This window comes from Streptomyces sp. NBC_00258 (assembly GCF_036182465.1).
In the GTDB taxonomy this organism is placed as follows: domain Bacteria; phylum Actinomycetota; class Actinomycetes; order Streptomycetales; family Streptomycetaceae; genus Streptomyces.
This window is the reverse complement of sequence record NZ_CP108081.1, coordinates 3,185,478-3,204,039: the sequence shown is the minus strand read 5'-3', so window position 1 is coordinate 3,204,039 and position 18,562 is coordinate 3,185,478. Positions and strand designations below refer to the sequence as shown.

The following is an 18,562-nucleotide window of genomic DNA, read 5'->3' as shown; positions in this document are numbered from 1 at the left end:
CGTTGCGTCCTGGGGAGCTGGCATGAGTGTGACGACTCGGTACAGAGAAGCCTGGGAGGGCTTCTGGCGTGAGGCTCCAGGTGAGCAAGGGGCCGTCTTCTGGGACGCCGAGCCCGCGGTCACCGTCGGAGTCCACCTGGGGCTGTTAGAACCGCACCTGGCGGCTCCCGGTCTGCCTCTCGTGGACCTCGGGTGCGGCAACGGGACCCAGACCCGGTTCCTCGCCGACCGCTACCCACGGGTCATCGGTGCCGACCTCTCGGCCGCCGCCCTCGATCACGCCCGGCTCGCGGACCCGGCGGGGCAGGCCTCCTACCGGCTGTTCGACGCGGCCGAGAAGGTCGAGGCGGAGACGCTGCACGCGGAGCTCGGCGACGCGAACGTGTACATGCGGGGTGTTCTGCATCAGTGCGAGCGGGACGATCGGCAGCCGCTGGTGGACGGGCTTGCCACGCTCGTGGGTGACCGGGGGCGTGCCTTTGTCGTCGAGCTTGCGGAGGCGGCGGGGGTGATCCTGCGAGGGCTTGCGCAGGGGGCCGACGGGCCGCCGGCCAAGCTGGCACCCGTCTTTCGGCATGGGATCGCGCCGGGGGAGGTGGCTGATGCCGCCGTGCCCGAGTATCTGCGGGCGGCTGGGCTTGCCGTTCTGGCGAGTGGGGAGTTGCCGCTTGTGACGACCGAGTTTCTGGCGGACGGTACGCGGATCGAGTTGCCGTCGAAGTGGGTTGTGGTGGGGCGCGGCTGACCGTCGGGGGTTGTGGGTCGGGTGCGGGTGCGTGGGGGCTGGTCGCGCAGTTCCCCGCGCCCCTGAAGGGGCGCTGGTGACCGGGTCGGATTGTCGCGACGCGCGCTGAACGCAAGCCCATGCACCCTTGGCCCGTCCAGAGGTATGTGACATAGTACTGGCGTGACCAAGTCGCTGACCTGCGATGTTGTGGTCGTCGGGGCCGGGATGGTCGGGGCGGCCAGTGCTTTGTACGCGGTTCGGGCGGGGCTGAGTGTCGTTCTGGTGGACCGGGGGCCGGTGGCCGGCGGTACGACCGGCGCGGGGGAGGGGAATCTGCTCGTCTCGGACAAGGAACCGGGGCCGGAGCTCGAACTCGCCCTGCTCTCCGGTCGGTTGTGGGCCGATCTTGCCGCCGAGACCGGAGTGGCCGGGGCCGTCGAGTACGAGGCCAAGGGCGGGGTCGTTGTGGCGTCCGCACCTGAGGGACTCGCGGCGCTTGAGCGGTTTGCCGTCGGGCAGCGCTCTGCCGGTGTCGAGGCCGTGTCCGTCGCCGCCGGTGAACTCCACGATCTGGAGCCCTGCTTGGCGAAGGGGCTCGCGGGCGGGGTCCTCTATCCGCAGGACGCCCAGGTGATGCCGACACTGGCCGCCGCCCATCTCGTACGGCTCGCCCGCGCGGCCGGCGCCTCGCTGCGGACCGGCTGGACGGTCACGGAGGTGCTGCGCACGGCGGCGGGGGCGGTGCGCGGAGTCCGTACCTCGCATGGTGACGTCCACGCGCCCGCTGTTGTCAACGCCGCCGGGACCTGGGGCGGGGAGCTGGCCGCGCTGGCCGGGGTGTCCCTGCCCGTGCTGCCCCGGCGCGGATTCGTCCTGGTCACCGAGCCGCTGCCCCGCCGGGTGCGGCACAAGGTGTACGCCGCCGACTACGTGGCCGACGTTGCCAGTGACTCGGCCGCACTGCAGACCTCCCCGGTGGTCGAGGGCACGGCTGCGGGACCGGTACTGATCGGGGCGAGCCGGGAACGGGTCGGCTTCGACCGCTCCTTCTCCCTGCCCGTCGCCCGGGCGCTCGCGGCGGGGGCGACCCGGCTGTTCCCCTTCCTGGCGGAGGTCAGGGCCATGCGCGCCTACCTCGGCTTCCGTCCGTACATGCCCGACCATCTGCCCGCGATCGGGCCGGACGCGCGCGTGCCCGGGCTCTTCCACGCCTGCGGGCACGAGGGCGCGGGCATCGGACTCGCCACCGGGACGGGCCACTTGATCGCGCAGGTGCTGGCGGAGAAGGCCCCCGATCTGGACCTCGCGTCGTTCCGCCCCGACCGCTTTCCGGATCCGGTGACCGAGGAGGCCCCATGACGCCCCGCACTCCGCTCGACCTGGTCGACGCCCGGCCCGGGCCCGCCTTCACCGTCACCTTCGACGGCCGGGAGATCGCCGTTCTACCCGGTCAGACGATCGCCGCCGCGCTCTGGTCGGCGGGCATCACGTCCTGGCGTACGACACGGGGGAGCGGCGAGCCGCGCGGTGTCTTCTGTGGCATCGGGGTGTGCTTCGACTGTCTGGTCAGCGTCAACGGCCGGGTGAACCAACGGGCCTGTCTGGTCCCGGCCGAGGCCGGGGACGTGATCCGCACACAGGAAGGGACCGGTCACCATGACTGAACGACGCCGCCTTGCGGTGATCGGCGCCGGCCCCGCCGGGCTCACGGCCGCCCTCGCCGCCGCCACGCGCGGTGTGCGGGTGACCCTGGTCGACTCCGCCCCGCAGGCAGGCGGGCAGTTCTACCGCCAGACCGCCCCGGGACTCGGGGCCCGCCGTCCGCAGGCCCTGCACCACCAGTGGCGTACTTGGGAACGGCTGCGTGACGGACTCGCGGCTCATGTCGCCGCAGGCCGTGTCACCCACTTGACGGATCATCATGTGTGGTTCGTGGAGCGGCAGTCCGGCACCGCCGGCGCCACCGCCACCGCCCATGACACCGTCCAAGGCTCCGGCTCCTTCGCCGTCCACGCTCTGCTCGGGCCCGGGCAGGAGGAGCCCGTCACCGTTCACGCGGACGCCGTGCTGATCGCCACCGGTGGGTACGAGAAGGTGCTCCCCTTTCCCGGCTGGACCCTCCCCGGAGTGGTCACCGCGGGTGGGGCGCAGGCCATGCTCAAGGGCGGGCTCGTGCTGCCGGGGCGTACCGCCGTGGTGGCCGGGACCGGACCGTTGCTGCTGCCCGTGGCCGTCGGGCTCGCCTCGGCCGGGGCGAGGGTCGCGGCCCTCGTCGAGTCCGCCGATCCCCGGAACTTCGCCCGGCAGGCCCGCGTGCTCGCAGCCCATCCCGCGAAACTCGCCGAAGGCGCCCGGTACGCGGCCGAGTTGGCACGTCACCGCGTCAGGACCCAGGTCCGCGGCACGGTCGTTGCCGCACACGGCACAGGCCGACTCGAAGCCATCACCGTCGCCGCCCTGGACGGTGACGGACGGGTCCGGCCGGGAACCGAGCGGCGCATCCCCTGCGACACCCTCGCCGTCGGCCACGGCATGCTCCCGCACACCGACCTCGCCGAAGCACTCGGCTGCCGTCTCGACGGGGTCGGCGTCGCCGTGGACGACGAACAGCGCACCGACGTGCCCGGCGTCTGGGCCGCCGGCGAGACCACGGGGATCGGCGGCGCGGTGCTCGCGTCGGCCGAGGGCAGGATCGCCGGACTGTCCATCGCGGCGCGACTCGACTCCCGTACAGCCGAGAGGAGTTCGTACGCATCCGCCGCCAAGGTGCGTGCCGGACTGCGGGAGTTCTTCGCCGCTGTCGACAAGGTCTGTGCCCCGCCTGCCCATTGGGCCGAGCAGGTCACCGACGAGACCGTCGTGTGCCGGTGCGAGGAGGTGCCCGCCTCCGCCGTCCGGGAGGCCGTCGACGAGCTCGGCGCCGGGGACGTACGCACCGTGAAACTGCTGACCCGGGCCGGGATGGGCTGGTGCCAGGGACGGATGTGCGGCCCTGCCGTCGCGGGGCTCGCGCGCTGCCCGGAGACACCCTCCCGACGGCCGTTCGCCCGGCCGGTGCCCCTCGGAGTGCTCGCGCGCGAGCCGGGCGAAGCCTCATGACCCGTCACCCTCTACCGAAACCGGATGGGACCCCTCATGACTGACAACGACCTCACCGGCGACCGCCCCTGGCGCGGCGTCCTCGTCGCCACCGCCCTCCCGCTGAACGACGACCTCTCCGTCAACCTCGACAAGTACGCGGAGCACTGCACGTGGCTCGTCGAGAACGGCTGCGACGGGGTCGTGCCGAACGGCTCGCTCGGCGAGTACCAGGTGCTCACCCCGGAGGAGCGGGCCAAGGTCGTCGAGACCGCGGTTGCCGCGATCGGCGGGCGGCGCGTGATGCCGGGCGTGGCCGCGTACGGGTCCGCCGAGTCCCGCCGCTGGGCCGAGCAGGCACGCGACGCGGGCTGCGCCTCCGTGATGCTGCTGCCCCCGAACGCCTACCGTGCCGACGAGCGCTCGGTCCTCGCCCACTACGCGGAGGTGGCCAAGGCGGGCGTGCCGATCGTCGCGTACAACAACCCCATCGACACCAAGGTCGACCTCGTGCCCGAGCTGCTCGCGAAGCTGCACGGCGAGGGGTACATCCACGGGGTCAAGGAGTTCTCCGGCGATGTTCGCCGTGCCTACAGCATCGCCGAACTCGCCCCGGAACTGGACCTGTTGATCGGCGCCGACGACGTGCTGCTGGAACTGGCGGTCGCGGGGGCCAAGGGCTGGGTGGCCGGCTACCCGAACGCGCTGCCCTCCGCCTCCGTCGCGCTGTACCGCGCCGCCGTCGCGGGAGACCTGGAGACCGCGGGCAAGCTCTACCGTCAGCTGCACCCCTTGCTGCGCTGGGACTCGAAGACCGAGTTCGTGCAGGCCATCAAGTTGTCGATGGACATCGTGGGGCGGCACGGCGGTCCGGTACGGGCGCCGCGTGTGCCGCTCCTTCCCGAGCAGGAGCGGGCTGTGCGCGAGGCCACCGAACGGGCCGTCGCCGCCGGGCTCGCCTGAGCCCGTCCCACCACACCGGCGATCGCGAACTCGCAGGAGACCTCACCTCAGGGAGCCCCATGCGCAGCAAACTCGTCCTGCACGCCGTCGACTCGCACACCGAGGGCATGCCGACCCGTGTGATCACCGGAGGCATCGGCACGGTCCCGGGCGCGACCATGAACGAGCGGCGGCTGTACTTCCGTGAAAACCGCGACGACGTCAAGCAGTTGCTGATGAACGAGCCGCGCGGTCACTCGGCGATGAGCGGTGCGATCCTGCAACCGCCGACCCGTCCCGACTGCGACTACGGCGTCATCTATATCGAGGTGTCGGGCTATCTCCCGATGTGCGGGCACGGGACCATCGGGGTGGCGACCGTCCTCGTGGAGACCGGCATGGTCGAGGTCGTCGAGCCGGTGACCACCATCCGCCTCGACACCCCGGCCGGGCTCGTCGTCGCCGAGGTGGCGGTGGAGGACGGCGCAGCCAAGGCGGTCACGCTCAACAACGTGCCGTCCTTCTCCGTCGCCCTGGACCGCAAGATCCGGCTTGCCGACGGGCGGACGGTGACCTACGACCTGGCGTACGGCGGCAACTTCTACGCGATCCTGCCGCTGGACCAGTTCGGGCTGCCCTTCGACCGGGCCCGCAAGGACGACATTCTCGCGGCCGGGCTCTCGCTGATGGACGCCATCGACGCCGAGGGCGAGCCGGTCCACCCAGAGGATCCGTCCATCCGAGGCTGTCACCATGTGCAGCTCACCGCCCCGGGCTCGACGGCCCGGCACTCGCGGCACGCGATGGCCATCCACCCCGGCTGGTTCGACCGCTCGCCCTGCGGTACGGGCACCTCCGCGCGCATGGCGCAGTTGCACGCGCGGGGCGAACTCCCCCTGAACACCGAGTTCGTGAACGAGTCCTTCATCGGCACCCACTTCACCGGCCGGCTCCTCGACACCACCGAGGTCGCCGGGATCCCGGCGGTCCTGCCAAGCTTCACCGGGCGTGCCTGGGTGACCGGCACCGCCCAGTATCTGCTCGACCCCAGCGACCCGTTCCCGGCGGGCTTCGTCCTCTGAAGGCCTCGGAACCGCACACAACCCCCGCCCGACCACACGTACCGCCCGCTTCACCTCACGCACCGCCCGCTCCAAGGAGACCCCCGGATGCCCGCCCAGCGCGCCAGCGCCCCCGCCCTGCCCTCGCTGGGCGGCAAGAAGCCCAGCTACCGCGAGCGTGTCGCGGACGCGCTGCGGGCCGCGCTCATCGCCGGGGAACTGCGTCCGGGCGAGGTCTACTCCGCACCGGCCCTCGCCGCCCGCTTCGGTGTCTCGGCCACACCTGTCCGCGAGGCCATGCTCGACCTCGCCAAGGAGGGCCTGGTCGACACCGTGCCGAACAAGGGGTTCCGCGTCACCGCAGTCTCCGAGAAGCAGCTCGACGAGTACACGCACATCCGCTCGCTCATCGAGATCCCCACGACCGTGTCGCTCGCAGCCACCGCCGATCCCGCCGCCCTGGAGGCACTGCGCCCGGCCGCCCAGGAGAGCGTCACCGCGGCCGCGACCGGTGACCTCATCGCACACGTCGAGGCGGACATGCGCTTCCACCTCGGCCTCCTCGCCCTCGCGGGCAACGAACACCTGGTCGAGGTGGTCCGCGGCCTCCGCAAGCGCTCACGCCTCTACGGCCTGCACGCGCTGGTGAAGGCGGGCCGCCTGGAGGCCTCCGCCGCGGAGCACCTGGACATCCTCGACGCGCTCATCGCCCGCGACGAGGAGGCGGTACGGGCCGTCATGACCCGTCACCTCGGACACGTACGGGGGTTGTGGGCGGCCGAGTGACCTCGGCGGCGACACGCTGCCGGGCAACCCGCCTCATCCGCACCTCCGTGCTCTCCTGAGTGCGCCCCGGCAGCCGCGAGAAGGACGCACGTTGAGCAAGCGCATCCGCAGGTCTCCGCTCCTCCGCCGATCCCTGGTCGCCGCCATCGCTGCCGCCGCCGTCGCCGCGCCGGCCGTCCACGCCCAGGGTGCCTCCGCCGCGGTCACCTCCGCCGAGACCGGGGCCGCCGCCGAGGCCCCCGGCCACGACCTGCTGAGCGAGAGGGGTGAACGGACCCAGCGTGCCCGGGCCCTGGCCGTCGCCAAGGTCGCCGCCGGACAGGCGACGCCCGAGACGCGCGGCTCCTCGCAGCGCATCGAGTACCGACAGGGCTCGTACGCGGAGACGGCCCGCACCACGGACCGGATCTTCGTGCTCCCGGTGGAGTTCAGCGACTACACGCACAACCGGATCCCCGAGCCCGACCGCGCCACCGACAACGCCACGGTGTGGACCCGGGACTACAGCCGGGCCTACTACCAGCGGCAGATCTTCGGCACGGCGGACGAGACCGCGGGCGACACCCTCAGGTCGTACTTCCGACGCCAGTCGAGCGGCGTCTACTCGATCACCGGCACCGTCCACGACTGGACCCGCGTCGACCGCCCCCTCGCGCACTACGGCACCGACGCCTGCCGGAAGAACGGCGTCGCCATCTCGACGTACTACTGCAACGAGCAGCTCGTCACCGACGGCCTCGACAAGTGGTACGAGGACCAGCGCGCGACGGGCCGGACCGCCGCCTCGTTGGCCAAATACCTTGCCACGTACGACACATGGGACCGCAACGACCACGACCGGGACGGGATCTTCAACGAACCCGACGGCTATCTCGACCGCGTGATGGTCACGTTCGCGGGGGAGTCGCAGGCCAACGGTGGCGGTGTCAACGGCACCGATGCCATCGGCTCCCACCGCGGCTCCGTCAGCTATCTCCAGGCGGGCGCGGGCAAGTTGGGCCCCGCCAACGGGAACCGGGACGGCGGCAGCCAGGTCGGCGACTCCGGAATCTGGGTCAACGACTACACGATGACCAACGAGAACAGGGGACTTGGCACGCTGGCCCACGAGTACGGCCACGACCTGGGTCTGCCCGATCTGTACGACACCTCCGGCGGTGAGAACTCGACCGGCTTCTGGTCGGTCATGTCACACGGCTCACTGCTCTCGGACGAGGCCGAACTGTCCGCCCATCCCGCCGACCTGGGCGCCTGGGCCAAGATGCGGCTCGGCTGGCTCGACCACGCGACGGCGAAGGCCGGCACCCCCTCGACCGTCGTCCTGAACCCGCTGTCGGTCGACTCCGCGACACAGGGCAAGGAAGCCCTCCTGGTGAAGCTCCCCGCCGACGCGGACGGCAACGCGCGCTACTACGTCGTCGAGAACCGGCAGTACGTCGGCGAGGACAGCTACCTCAAGTCCGGCCCGTTCCAGCTGGGTTGGCGCTCCACACTGCCCAAGCTCAAGGAACGGCTGCACTACGAGAGCGGCACGCTGATCTGGTTCTGGAACACCAAGTACCGGGACAACAGGACCAAGGCCAACGGCGGCCACGGCCAGATCCTGCCCGTCGACGCACACGCCCAGCCCGCCCTGGACACCACCGGGGCCGTCGTCCGGAGCCGCCTCCAGACGTACGACGCTCCCTTCGGCCGCCGGCCCACGGCCGCGCTCACCTTCCACCAGAACGGCGTGGAGACGACGATCCGGTCCCGGCCGGGCGTCCCGGTCCTCGCGGGACCCGACGGCACCACGATCACCGTGGACGAGGAGTACCCCGACGGCCGAGTGAAGGTTTCGGTCGGTTCGTCCGGCTGACCGCCCTCCCCTGTGGGGCTCCTCCCGACTGCGATACAACTGGAACATGGCAAAGATCCTCATCAGCGCCGACATGGAGGGCGCCACCGGGGTGACCTGGCCGGCCGACGTGCTGCCGGGCACACCGCAGTGGGAGCGGTGCCGGTCGATGTTCACCTCGGACGTGAACGCGGCCGTCCTCGGCTTCCTCGACGGCGGCGCCGACGAGGTCCTCATCAACGAGGCCCACTGGACCATGCGCAACCTGCTCCTGGAGCAGCTGGACGAACGGGCTCAGATGCTCACCGGGCGGCACAAGTCGCTGTCCATGGTGGAGGGCGTGCAGCACGGCGACGTCGACGGCATCGCGTTCGTCGGTTACCACGCCGGCGCGGGCATGGAGGGCGTCCTCGCCCACACCTACCTCGCCAACTCGATCACCGGCGTCTGGATCAACGACGTACGGGCCAGCGAGGGCCTGCTCAACGCGCATGTCGTCGCCGAGTACGGCGTCCCCGTCGTTCTCGTCACCGGCGACGACGTGGCCTGCGAGGACGCGCTCGGTTACGCCCCCGAGGCGCTGAAGGTCGCCGTCAAGGACCATGTCTCGCGCTACGCGGCCGTGTGCCGCACACCGGTGCGTACGGCGTCGGACATCCGCGCCGCCGCCAAGGAGGCCACGCGGCTCGCGGTGCGGCACGAGCCCGTGGACGGCGGCCCGTTCACCGTGGCCCTGGAGTTCGACGCCGAACACCTCGCGATGGCGGCCACCGTCGTCCCGGGCGTCGAGCGCACCGGGGAGCGGAAGGTCGCGTACACCAGCCCGACCATGTACGAGGGGATTCGTACCTTCAAGGCGGTCACCACGATCGTCTCGGCCGCCGTGGAGGAGACCTATGGCTGACAACAAGAGCGCGACCGACGAGCACACGGCCAGGGAGGGCTCGGTCGACGGGCAGGCCCTGGACGAGGTCGTCCGGTTCACCTCCGACCTCATCCGGATCGACACCACGAACCGCGGCGGCGGTGACTGCCAGGAGCGGCCGGCAGCCGAGTACGCGGCCGCGCTGCTCGCCGAGGCGGGTCTGGAGCCGACGCTCCTGGAGCGCACGAAGGGGCGTGCGAACGTCGTCGCGCGCCTGGAAGGCACCGACCCCTCCGCCGACGCGCTGCTCGTCCACGGTCACCTGGACGTCGTACCGGCGCAGGCGGAGGACTGGAGCGTGGATCCGTTCTCCGGGGAGATCCGCGACGGGGTCGTCTGGGGCCGGGGCGCGGTCGACATGAAGAACATGGACGCGATGATCCTCGCGGTCGTACGGCAGTGGGCCCGCGCGGGCGTGCGCCCCCGGCGTGACATCGTGATCGCCTTCACCGCGGACGAGGAGGCGAGCGCCGAGGACGGCTCGGGCTTCCTCGCCGACGAGCATCCGGGGCTCTTCGAGGGGTGCACCGAGGGCATCAGCGAGTCCGGTGCCTTCACCTTCCACGACGGCTCCGGCCGCGAGCTGTACCCCGTCGCGGCGGGCGAGCGCGGCACCGGCTGGCTGAAGCTCACCGCACGCGGCCGGGCCGGCCACGGCTCCAAGGTGAACCGGGAGAACTCGGTGACCCGGCTCGCCGCGGCGATCGCGCGGATCGGCGCCCACGAGTGGCCCGTACGGCTCACCCCGACGGTCCGCGCCGCGCTCACCGAGATGGCCGCGCTGTACGGCATCGAGCCCGACTTCAACGACGTCGACGCCCTGCTGCACAAGCTCGGTCCCGCGGCCTCGCTCGTCGAGTCCACCGTGCGCAACAGCGCCAACCCCACCATGCTGAACGCCGGTTACAAGGTCAACGTGATTCCCGGGGAGGCCGTCGCCCACGTGGACGGACGCTATCTGCCCGGCACCGAGGACGAGTTCCGCGCGACCCTTGACCGGCTCACCGGTCCGGACGTGGAGTGGGAGTTCCACCACCGCGAGGTGGCCCTGCAGGCGCCGGTGGACTCGACGACGTACGCCAACATGCGTGCCGCCGTCGAGGAGTTCGCGCCCGAGGGGCATGTCGTGCCGTACTGCATGTCGGGCGGTACGGACGCCAAGCAGTTCTCGCGCCTCGGCATCACCGGATACGGATTCGCGCCGCTGAAGCTCCCGCCGGGCTTCGACTACCAGGCCCTCTTCCACGGGGTCGACGAACGTGTGCCCGTCGAGGCGCTGCACTTCGGCGTCCGGGTACTCGACCGCTTTCTGCGCACGGCCTAGGGAAGAATGGGGGACATCGTGCAGACCCTGGCCTACGGTTCCTGGCCCTCGCCCATCGACGCGTCGCTCGCCGCCGCGCGCGACGGACACCCCGACTTCGTCGGCTTCGTCGGCGACGAGGTCTGGTGGACCGAGCCCCGGCCCACCGAGGGCGGCCGCCGTGCCCTGGTGCGCCGCCTCGCCGACGGCACCGAGGAGACCGTGCTGCCCGCTCCGTGGAACGTGCGCAGCCGCGTCATGGAGTACGGCGGACACCCCTGGGCCGGGGCGGTCGGCGAGGACGGCGCGCTGGTGGTCTTCGTCAACTTCGCCGACCAGCGGCTGTACGCGTACGAGCCCGCCCGCCCCGACAAGGAGCCACGCCCCCTGACACCCGTGTCGCCGGTGGGCGGCGGACTGCGGTGGGTGGACCCGCAGATGCATCTCGAACTCGGCGAGGTCTGGTGCGTGCTGGAGGAGTTCACCGGCGACGGGCCGACCGACGTGCGGCGGGTCGTCGCCGCGGTCCCGCTGGACGGTTCTGCCGCGCGGGACCAGGACGCGGTACGTGAACTCACCGACGGACAGCACCGGTTCGTCACCGGCCCGCGCATCTCGCCCGACGGGCTGCGCGCGGTCTGGCTGGGCTGGGACCACCCGCGGATGCCGTGGGACGGGACCGAACTGATGGTGGCCGACGTCGGCCCCGACGGCACGCTGCGGGCCCCTCGGAGGGCGGCCGGCGGCCCGGACGAGGCGATCGCCCAGGCCGACTGGTCCGCCGACGGCACCCTGCTGTACGCGAGCGACCGATCCGGCTGGTGGAACCTCTACCGCGACGGCGAGGCCGTCTGCACCCGCGAGGAGGAGTTCGCCGGGCCGCTGTGGACGGTCGGGCGGCGCTGGTTCGCGCCACTGGAGAGCGGACTCATCGCCGTCGTCCACGGCCGGGGCGCCACCGCGCTCGGCATCCTCGACCCGGAGACCGGCGAGGTCGTCGACGCGGCCGGACCCTGGACCGAGTACGCGGCCACACTCGCCGCCGACGGCAGCCGGGTCGCCGCCGTCGCGGCCAGCCCGCGCAGCGCCTACGAGGTCGTCGAACTGGACGCCCGCACCGGCCGGGCACGGGTCGTCGGTGCCCCGCACGACGACCCGGTGGACCCCGCCTACTACCCGGAACCGCAGATCCGTACGTTCAGCGGGCCCGCCGGGCGAGAGATCCACGCGCACATCTACCCGCCGCACCACCCCGGCCATGTCGCCCCCGGCGACGAACTCCCGCCGTACGTCGTCTGGGCGCACGGCGGCCCCACCGGTCGCGCCCCGCTCGTCCTCGACCTGCAGATCGCGTACTTCACCTCGCGCGGCATCGGGGTCGCCGAGGTCAACTACGGCGGATCCACCGGGTACGGCCGTGAGTACCGCAACCGGCTGCGCGAGCAGTGGGGTGTCGTGGACGTCGAGGACTGCGCGGCCGTCGCGCTCGCCCTCGCCGAGGAGGGCACCGCCGACCGCGACCGGCTCGCCGTCCGCGGTGGCAGCGCGGGCGGCTGGACCACGGCCGCGTCCCTGGTGAGCACTGATGTGTACGCCTGCGGGACCATCCTCTACCCCATCCTCGACCTGGCGGGCTGGGGCACGGGCGAGACCCACGACTTCGAGTCCCAGTACTTGGAGACCCTGGTCGGACCGCTCGCCGAGGTCCCCGGACGGTACGCCGAGCGCTCGCCCACCGAGCACGCCGACCGCGTCACCGTGCCCTTCCTGCTCCTCCAGGGTCTCGACGACGTCATCTGCCCGCCCGCGCAGTGCGAGCGTTTCCTGGCCAGGATGGAGGAGCGGGCCCGGCCGCTGCCGCACGCTTACATCGCCTTCGAGGGCGAGGGCCACGGCTTCCGGCGGGCCGACACGATGGTGCGGGCCCTTGAGTCCGAACTCTCTCTGTACGCCCAGGTGTTCGGCCTGAACCCGCCAGGCGTCCCCACGCTGGAGCTCGCCAAGTGATCGGACTCGTGCGACCCCGGCGGCTGGCTCCCGGAGCCCGTGTCGCCGTCGTCGCGCCGAGCGGTCCCGTGCCCGAGGAGCGGCTGCAGGCGGGCCTCGACATCCTGCGCGGCTGGGACCTGGACCCGGTCGTGGCGCCCCATGTCCTCGACCGGCACGGCACGTTCGACTATCTGGCGGGCACCGACGCCGACCGGGCCGCCGACCTCCAGTCCGCCTGGTGCGACCCGGCCGTGGACGCCGTGCTGTGCGCCCGCGGCGGCTACGGCGTGCAGCGCATGGCCGAACTGCTCGACTGGGACGCGCTGCGGGCCGCCGGCCCCAAGGTGTTCCTCGGCTTCAGCGACATCACGGCCCTGCACGAGGCCTTCGCGACGCGGCTGGGGCTCGTGACACTGCACGGGCCGATGGCCGCGGGCATCGACTTCGTCAAGAACGCCCGCGCCCAGGAGCATCTGCGGGCGACTCTCTTCGAACCGGAGTCAGTGCGGACTCTCATCTCGTCCGGACGGGCGCTGGTGCCGGGGCGGGCCAGGGGCGTCCTCCTCGGCGGCTGCCTCAGCCTGCTCGCCGCCGACCTCGGCACACCCCACGCCCGGCCCTCGGCACGCGGCGGCCTCCTCTGCCTGGAGGACGTGCACGAGGAGACCTACCGCCTGGACCGCTACCTCACCCAACTCCTGCGCGCCGGCTGGCTCGACGGCATCACCGGGGTCCTGCTCGGCTCCTGGGAGCGGTGCGACCCGTACGACCGGATCAGGGCCCTCGCCCTCGACCGGCTCGGCGGGCTCGGGGTGCCGATCGCCGAGGAGTTCGGCTTCGGGCACTGCGAGGGGGCGCTGACGGTCCCCTTCGGGGTGCCGGCGGAGCTGGACGCCGATGCGGGGACGCTGACACTGGACGTGCCCGCGCTGGCCTGACGCCGGTGACGGCCGCGAGGACCATGACGGCCGAGTCACCCCTGTGGCCCCGCGCCTCACCCGGAGGAACCTCTCACCGCGCGTGACCCCCGCCCCCGAGCCCATCCTGGTCGCATGAGCCCGAAGACCTCGGAGAGCAGCGGTGGCGGCAAGGCAGGCGGCGGGAATCTGATGACGCCCGGGCGGGTGTCCGTCATCGCGCTCGCCGTGCTCGCGCTGATCTTCATCTTCGAGAACACCCGCGCCACCAAGATCCGCCTGCTGATCCCCGAGGTCACCATGCCCCTGTGGATGGCACTCCTCGGCACGACGGTGATCGGCGCGCTGTGCGGGGCGTACTTCATGAAGCGCCGAAGCTGACCGGCCGCGTACCGTAACGGGATGCATGGCGTTACCGAATACCTCGCCGAAGGTTCCCGCGTGGGGATACGCCACTACACCCACGAGGACAGTGCCGAGTTCATCGCCCGGGCGCGCGAGAGCAAGGCGCTGCACCAGCCCTGGCTGTTCCCGCCGGCCAATGCCGCCGCCTACACCTCGTACGCGGGACGGCTGATCGAGGATCCGACCAAGGCCGGGTTCCTCGTCTGTGAGCGGGACGGCGGAGGGATCGCCGGGTTCATCAACATCAACAACATCGTGGAGGGCGCCTTCCAGTGCGGGGCGCTCGGCTACGGGGCCTTCGCGCACGCGGCCGGGCGCGGACTGATGGGGGAGGGACTCGACCTGGTGGTGCGGTACGCGTTCGGCGGGCTCGGACTGCACCGGCTGGAGATCAACGTCCAGCCGGACAACGCCGCGTCGATCGCCCTGGCCCGCCGCTGCGGCTTCCGTCTTGAGGGCTTCTCGCCGGATTTCCTCTTCATCGACGGGGCCTGGCGGGACCATGAACGCTGGGCCATCACCGCCGATATGATTCGAACATGAGTCCCATCCGGAACCTTGTCGTCCTGGACGCCCCGTCGAACCTGGGCCTTCGCCCACCGGCTCCGGGTACGGTCCCCGGCTGCTACAAGCTCGCCGGGGCCCTGCGCGAGCAGCGGATCGTGCAGCGGCTGCACGCCCTGGAGGGCGGTGTGGTCGTACCGCCGCGCTACGACCGGGGCGACTGGCAGGAGGGCGACGGTGTCTTCAACGCCGCCGCGATCGCCACCTACACGCGCACGCTCGCCGACCGCATCGAAGGGCACGTACGGGCCGGGGAACTGCCCGTCGTGCTCGGCGGCGACTGTTCCATCCAGCTCGGCGCCTCGCTCGCGCTGCGGCGGATCGGCCGGTACGGGCTCGTGGCGGTGGACGCCTCCCACGACTTCCGGCACCCGGGCAACTCCGAGAGGGTCGGCGCGGCGGGCGGCGAGGAGGTGGCCCTGGCGACCGGGCGAGGGCAGGACGACCTCACGGACCTGGAGGGGCTGAAGCCCTATCTGCGGGACGAGGACGTGCGGTTCTTCGGGATCCGGGACGAGTTCGAGGAGGACCGGGCCGAACTCGCCGCACTGAAGATCCCCACGGTGACCGTCGGCGACGTGCGCGAGTGGGGCGCCGACGCCCTGGCCCGGGCCACCGCCCAGGCCTTCGACGTGCCGGAGCTGGACGGCTTCTGGGTGCACCTCGACGCCGATGTGCTCGATCCGTCCGTGATGCCCGCCGTCGACAGCCCCGACCCCGGCGGACTCCTGCCCGACGAACTGACCGCGCTGCTGCGGCCGTTGGTGAACTCGCCGCACTGCGCCGGCTTCAACGTCACCATCTACGACCCCGACCTGGACCCGGACGGGACCGCCGGCGCCCTGCTCGCCGACATCGTCGTCGCGGCCTTTGCGCAATCCTGACCGGGAGTGCCCCTGGTCGGCTCGCCGTCCACGCTGTTCCATGGTCGACGTGACGACCATCCGACGTGACGTACTGACGCTGCCGGCCGCGGAGTTGGGCCCCAGCAACCCACTTCCTCCGTTGCGTCCGCTCGACGAGACGCACCACGTGGACGAGCGGGAACGCGAGGGCCTGCCACGCGACATGGCCCGCCAGATCGGCTACGAGCCGCTGCGCAGCCTCCTGCCCGAACGCGTCCGCGACGGGTACGGGAGAACGCGGGAACTCCGCGAGGTCGAGGCGCTCGTCATCGAGAACGACCGGCTGCGCGCGACCGTGCTGCCCGGCTACGGCGGCCGTGTCGTGTCCCTCTTCCACAAGCCGTCCGACCGTGAACTCCTCTACCGCAACCCGGTGTTGCAGCCCGCCGACTTCGCCCTCAACGGCGCCTGGTTCTCCGGCGGCATCGAATGGAACATCGGCGCCACCGGCCACTCGGCCCTCGCCTGCGCGCCCCTGCACGCGGCCCGCGTCACCGCGCCCGACGGCGGCGAGATGCTGCGCCTGTGGGAGTGGGAACGGCTGCGCGACCTGCCGTTCCAGGTCGACCTGTGGCTGCCGGAGGGCTCCGACTTCCTGTACGTCGGCGTACGCGTCCGCAATCCGCACGAGAAGGCCGCGCCGCTGTACTGGTGGTCCAACACCGCCGTCCCCGAGGAGCGCAGGGTGCTCGCGCCCGCCGAGGAGGCCTGGCACTTCGGGTACGAGCGCCGACTGCGCCGGGTGCCGGTTCCGGTGTGCGAGGGCGCCGACCGGACCTACCCGCTGCGAGGCGAGTACCCGGCCGACTACTTCTACGAGGTGCCCGACGGGCAGCGGCGCTGGATCGCCGCCCTGGACGAGACGGGACAGGGGCTCGTGCAGACGTCCACCGACGTGCTGCGCGGGCGCAAGCTCTTCGTGTGGGGATCCGGCACCGGAGGGAGGCGCTGGCAGGAGTGGCTCACCGAGCCCGGCACCGGCGGCTACTGCGAGATCCAGGCCGGGCTCGCCCGCACCCAGCTGGAACACCTCCGCCTCGACGCGGAGAGCGAGGTGGCATGGCTGGAGGCGTACGGACCGCTGACGGCCGACGCGGAGACCGTGCACGGCACCGACTGGGCCGCGGCACGCTCCGGAGTCGAGGAACGGCTCCAACAGGTCCTGCCACGTGGGGAGTTCGAGACGGCGTACGAGGACTGGCGGGCGTCGGCCGACACCGAACCCGGTGAGGTGCTGGCCGTCGGATCCGGCTGGGGCGCGCTCGAAGTCCTGCGCGGCGACCTCAAGTTGCCCGGCACGCCCTTCGAGGAGGACACGCTCGGGGACGCGCAGACGCCCTGGGCGGAGCTGCTCCGGTCCGGGGCCTTCCCGGAGCCGCGCCGGGTGGGACCGCCCGGGGAGACGCTCGTCGCCCGGCACTGGCGGGACATGCTGGAGACGGCACCCGCGAAGCCGCTCACCGAGTACCACCTGGGCGTGGCCCAGTGGCACGGGGGCGACCGGGCACAAGCCGTGCGCAGCTGGGAGCGGGCCCTGGAACTCGCCCCGTCCCTCTGGCCGTTGCTGCGCTGCCTCGCCGTCGCCGACCAGGACGCGGGCAACCGGGAACGGGCCGCCGACCGGTACGCGGAAGCCTTCGACGACCTGTGCCGGGAGCGGCGCGACGACGGGGAGGCCTGGACGGCCGCCACTGCCGCGCTCGGGCGGGAGGCGATCGCCGCGCTCCTCGCGGTGCGGCGGACGGCGGACGCGCGCTCCGTGTGGGAGCGGCTGCGCCCGGCGACCCGCGCACGCGGCCGGTTCCGGCTGATCGAGGCGGAGTTGCTGCTCGCCGAGGGCGACAAGCACGCGGCACGCGCCGTCTTCGACGCGGGCTTCGAGGTGGCCGACCTGCGTGAGGGCGCCGAGGCGATCGGCGTGGCGTGGTCGCGTCTCACCGACGAACCCCTGCCGGAGCGCTACGACTTCCGGATGCGGCCGCCCGGCACCGACGGCGCCGGGTGACCTACTCGGCCGCGCGACGGTCCGCGTACTCGTAGATGTAACCGTCCGGGTGCATCGCGATCAGGTTGCGGCCGCCCGGTGTCGCCACCGGGCCCGCCACGACATGGGCGCCCGAGTCGGTGAGCACCCGGTGGGCTTCGTCGACGTCCGTCACCGCGATGGTCGCAGAGACCTTGCGGAGCACCTCCAGCTCCGACTCCGGTCCGCTCATCAACAGGAAGCAGCCGACGGCGGCGACGGAGACCCCGCCGCGCTCGAAGCGGAGCGCCGGAGCGCCCGCCAGCTTCTCGTAGAAGGGGACCGAGGTCTCCAGGTCGTCGACGCAGATGCGCAGCGTGGCTCCCAGAATGTCCATGCGGACGAGCCTAGTTGGGGCCGGCCGGGAACGAGATCGTTTCGTACGGATCCCGGGACGCGGTCCGGGGCCCTGCCGGGCCGACGGAGCCGGAGGCGCCCGGCGTTACGGGCGAAGGGGCGCGGGTACCCGGCCGCCATGGACCGCATCGAACACATGGAACATCTGGACAAACACCTGGTCGACGAACTGGCGCAGGTGGCCCGCGACGCCATACGCGAGGAACTGCGGGAGCAGACCCGCAGGCAGCGCCGCACGGCCTCGCTGTACGCCGCGTCCGGCGCCGTCGCCCTGTACGCGGGCGCGGCCCTCGCGCTGACCGTCGGCCTCGTCCTCGCGCTCGGGCTGCCCGACTGGGTGGCCGCGCTGATCACCGCCGTCCTGCTCGGAGCCGCGGCCTACGCCCTGCGCAACGCGGCGAGGCCGACGAGCCCCCGGCCCGCGCCGACGCAGGCCGCCGAGGGACGGACCGCCGCGGAACAGACCGCCGAGGAGCAGAGTGCGAGGGCCGCAGGCAGCACGGCTCCCGGAACGCCGCCCGGCGGGCTCGCCGGGCCCTCCGCCCCGGCCGCCCCGCCTGCCCCGTCCGTTCCGCCCGCCGCTCCCGGCGGCGTGAGCGCGGCGCCCGGACCCTCCGGTGCGGGCACGCCCCCGATGCCGGGCGCGACGGATCCCGAGGAGCCGCGTCACCCGGCCCGGTGAAACCCGCGGAGGCGTACCGAACCGGTGCTCCTCCGTCGCGTGGGATGCGGTGACGGGCCGC

The 18,562-nt window shown here is 72.3% G+C and carries 18 protein-coding genes; 17 read left to right on the top strand and 1 reads right to left on the bottom strand.

The window, feature by feature from the left end; translation table 11 throughout:
* The first annotated feature begins 22 nt into the window (after positions 1-22).
* The 16 genes from OG718_RS14425 (at position 23) to OG718_RS14350 (ending at position 17,444) form a co-directional block, all read left to right on the top strand.
* On the top strand, positions 23-745 hold the full coding sequence (locus OG718_RS14425) for a class I SAM-dependent methyltransferase (RefSeq protein ID WP_306936655.1): 723 nt from the start codon (positions 23-25) through the stop codon (positions 743-745).
* A 162-nt stretch (positions 746-907) separates the two neighbouring features.
* Positions 908-2,086: an NAD(P)/FAD-dependent oxidoreductase gene (locus OG718_RS14420; RefSeq protein ID WP_143640974.1), complete on the top strand. Its 1,179-nt coding sequence runs from the start codon at positions 908-910 to the stop codon at positions 2,084-2,086.
* Positions 2,083-2,391 carry a (2Fe-2S)-binding protein gene (locus tag OG718_RS14415; protein ID WP_055618792.1) on the top strand — a complete coding sequence of 103 codons (309 nt, stop codon included), beginning with the start codon at positions 2,083-2,085 and terminating at the stop codon, positions 2,389-2,391. Before OG718_RS14420 ends, OG718_RS14415 begins: the two co-directional genes overlap by 4 nt.
* Positions 2,384-3,826 (top strand): NAD(P)/FAD-dependent oxidoreductase, encoded by a 1,443-nt coding sequence (locus OG718_RS14410; RefSeq protein WP_143640973.1) that lies wholly within the window; start codon positions 2,384-2,386, stop codon positions 3,824-3,826. Before OG718_RS14415 ends, OG718_RS14410 begins: the two co-directional genes overlap by 8 nt.
* A gap of 36 nt (positions 3,827-3,862) precedes the next feature.
* A complete protein-coding gene (locus OG718_RS14405; protein ID WP_143640972.1) occupies positions 3,863-4,768 on the top strand; it encodes a dihydrodipicolinate synthase family protein in 906 nt (301 codons plus the stop codon).
* A 59-nt stretch (positions 4,769-4,827) separates the two neighbouring features.
* Positions 4,828-5,829 (top strand): proline racemase family protein, encoded by a 1,002-nt coding sequence (locus tag OG718_RS14400; protein WP_143640971.1) that lies wholly within the window; start codon positions 4,828-4,830, stop codon positions 5,827-5,829.
* 87 nt (positions 5,830-5,916) lie between these two features.
* Positions 5,917-6,594, top strand: a complete 678-nt coding sequence (locus tag OG718_RS14395; protein ID WP_143640970.1) for a GntR family transcriptional regulator — start codon at positions 5,917-5,919, stop codon at positions 6,592-6,594.
* A gap of 91 nt (positions 6,595-6,685) precedes the next feature.
* Positions 6,686-8,452, top strand: coding sequence for an immune inhibitor A domain-containing protein (locus tag OG718_RS14390; protein WP_143640969.1), 1,767 nt, complete (start codon positions 6,686-6,688; stop codon positions 8,450-8,452).
* 46 nt (positions 8,453-8,498) lie between these two features.
* Positions 8,499-9,335 (top strand): M55 family metallopeptidase, encoded by an 837-nt coding sequence (locus OG718_RS14385; protein WP_143640968.1) that lies wholly within the window; start codon positions 8,499-8,501, stop codon positions 9,333-9,335.
* A complete protein-coding gene (locus OG718_RS14380; RefSeq protein ID WP_143640967.1) occupies positions 9,328-10,680 on the top strand; it encodes a M20/M25/M40 family metallo-hydrolase in 1,353 nt (450 codons plus the stop codon). The genes OG718_RS14385 and OG718_RS14380 overlap by 8 nt, the downstream gene beginning before the upstream one ends.
* Positions 10,681-10,686: 6 nt before the next feature.
* Positions 10,687-12,666 (top strand): prolyl oligopeptidase family serine peptidase, encoded by a 1,980-nt coding sequence (locus tag OG718_RS14375; protein ID WP_143640966.1) that lies wholly within the window; start codon positions 10,687-10,689, stop codon positions 12,664-12,666.
* Positions 12,663-13,586, top strand: coding sequence for a S66 peptidase family protein (locus tag OG718_RS14370; RefSeq protein ID WP_143640965.1), 924 nt, complete (start codon positions 12,663-12,665; stop codon positions 13,584-13,586). Before OG718_RS14375 ends, OG718_RS14370 begins: the two co-directional genes overlap by 4 nt.
* A 114-nt stretch (positions 13,587-13,700) precedes the next feature.
* Complete coding sequence (locus tag OG718_RS14365) at positions 13,701-13,946, top strand: DUF1049 domain-containing protein (protein ID WP_143640964.1); 246 nt, start codon at positions 13,701-13,703, stop codon at positions 13,944-13,946.
* A 21-nt stretch (positions 13,947-13,967) separates the two neighbouring features.
* The gene (locus OG718_RS14360; protein WP_328844307.1) at positions 13,968-14,513 is read left to right on the top strand and encodes a GNAT family N-acetyltransferase; all 546 of its coding nucleotides are present in this window, start codon (positions 13,968-13,970) and stop codon (positions 14,511-14,513) included.
* 5 nt (positions 14,514-14,518) lie between these two features.
* Positions 14,519-15,418 (top strand): arginase family protein, encoded by a 900-nt coding sequence (locus OG718_RS14355; RefSeq protein WP_143641050.1) that lies wholly within the window; start codon positions 14,519-14,521, stop codon positions 15,416-15,418.
* 40 nt (positions 15,419-15,458) lie between these two features.
* On the top strand, positions 15,459-17,444 hold the full coding sequence (locus tag OG718_RS14350) for a DUF5107 domain-containing protein (RefSeq protein ID WP_328844306.1): 1,986 nt from the start codon (positions 15,459-15,461) through the stop codon (positions 17,442-17,444).
* A 1-nt stretch (position 17,445) separates the two neighbouring features.
* Here OG718_RS14350 and OG718_RS14345 read toward each other — a convergent pair whose 3' ends face one another.
* Positions 17,446-17,799 carry a VOC family protein gene (locus OG718_RS14345; protein ID WP_143640961.1) on the bottom strand — a complete coding sequence of 118 codons (354 nt, stop codon included), beginning with the start codon at positions 17,797-17,799 and terminating at the stop codon, positions 17,446-17,448.
* Positions 17,800-17,937: 138 nt separating this feature from the next.
* Here OG718_RS14345 and OG718_RS14340 point away from each other — a divergent pair, with 138 nt between their 5' ends.
* The gene (locus tag OG718_RS14340) at positions 17,938-18,501 is read left to right on the top strand and encodes a phage holin family protein (RefSeq protein WP_143640960.1); all 564 of its coding nucleotides are present in this window, start codon (positions 17,938-17,940) and stop codon (positions 18,499-18,501) included.
* The last annotated feature ends 61 nt before the right edge of the window (positions 18,502-18,562 follow it).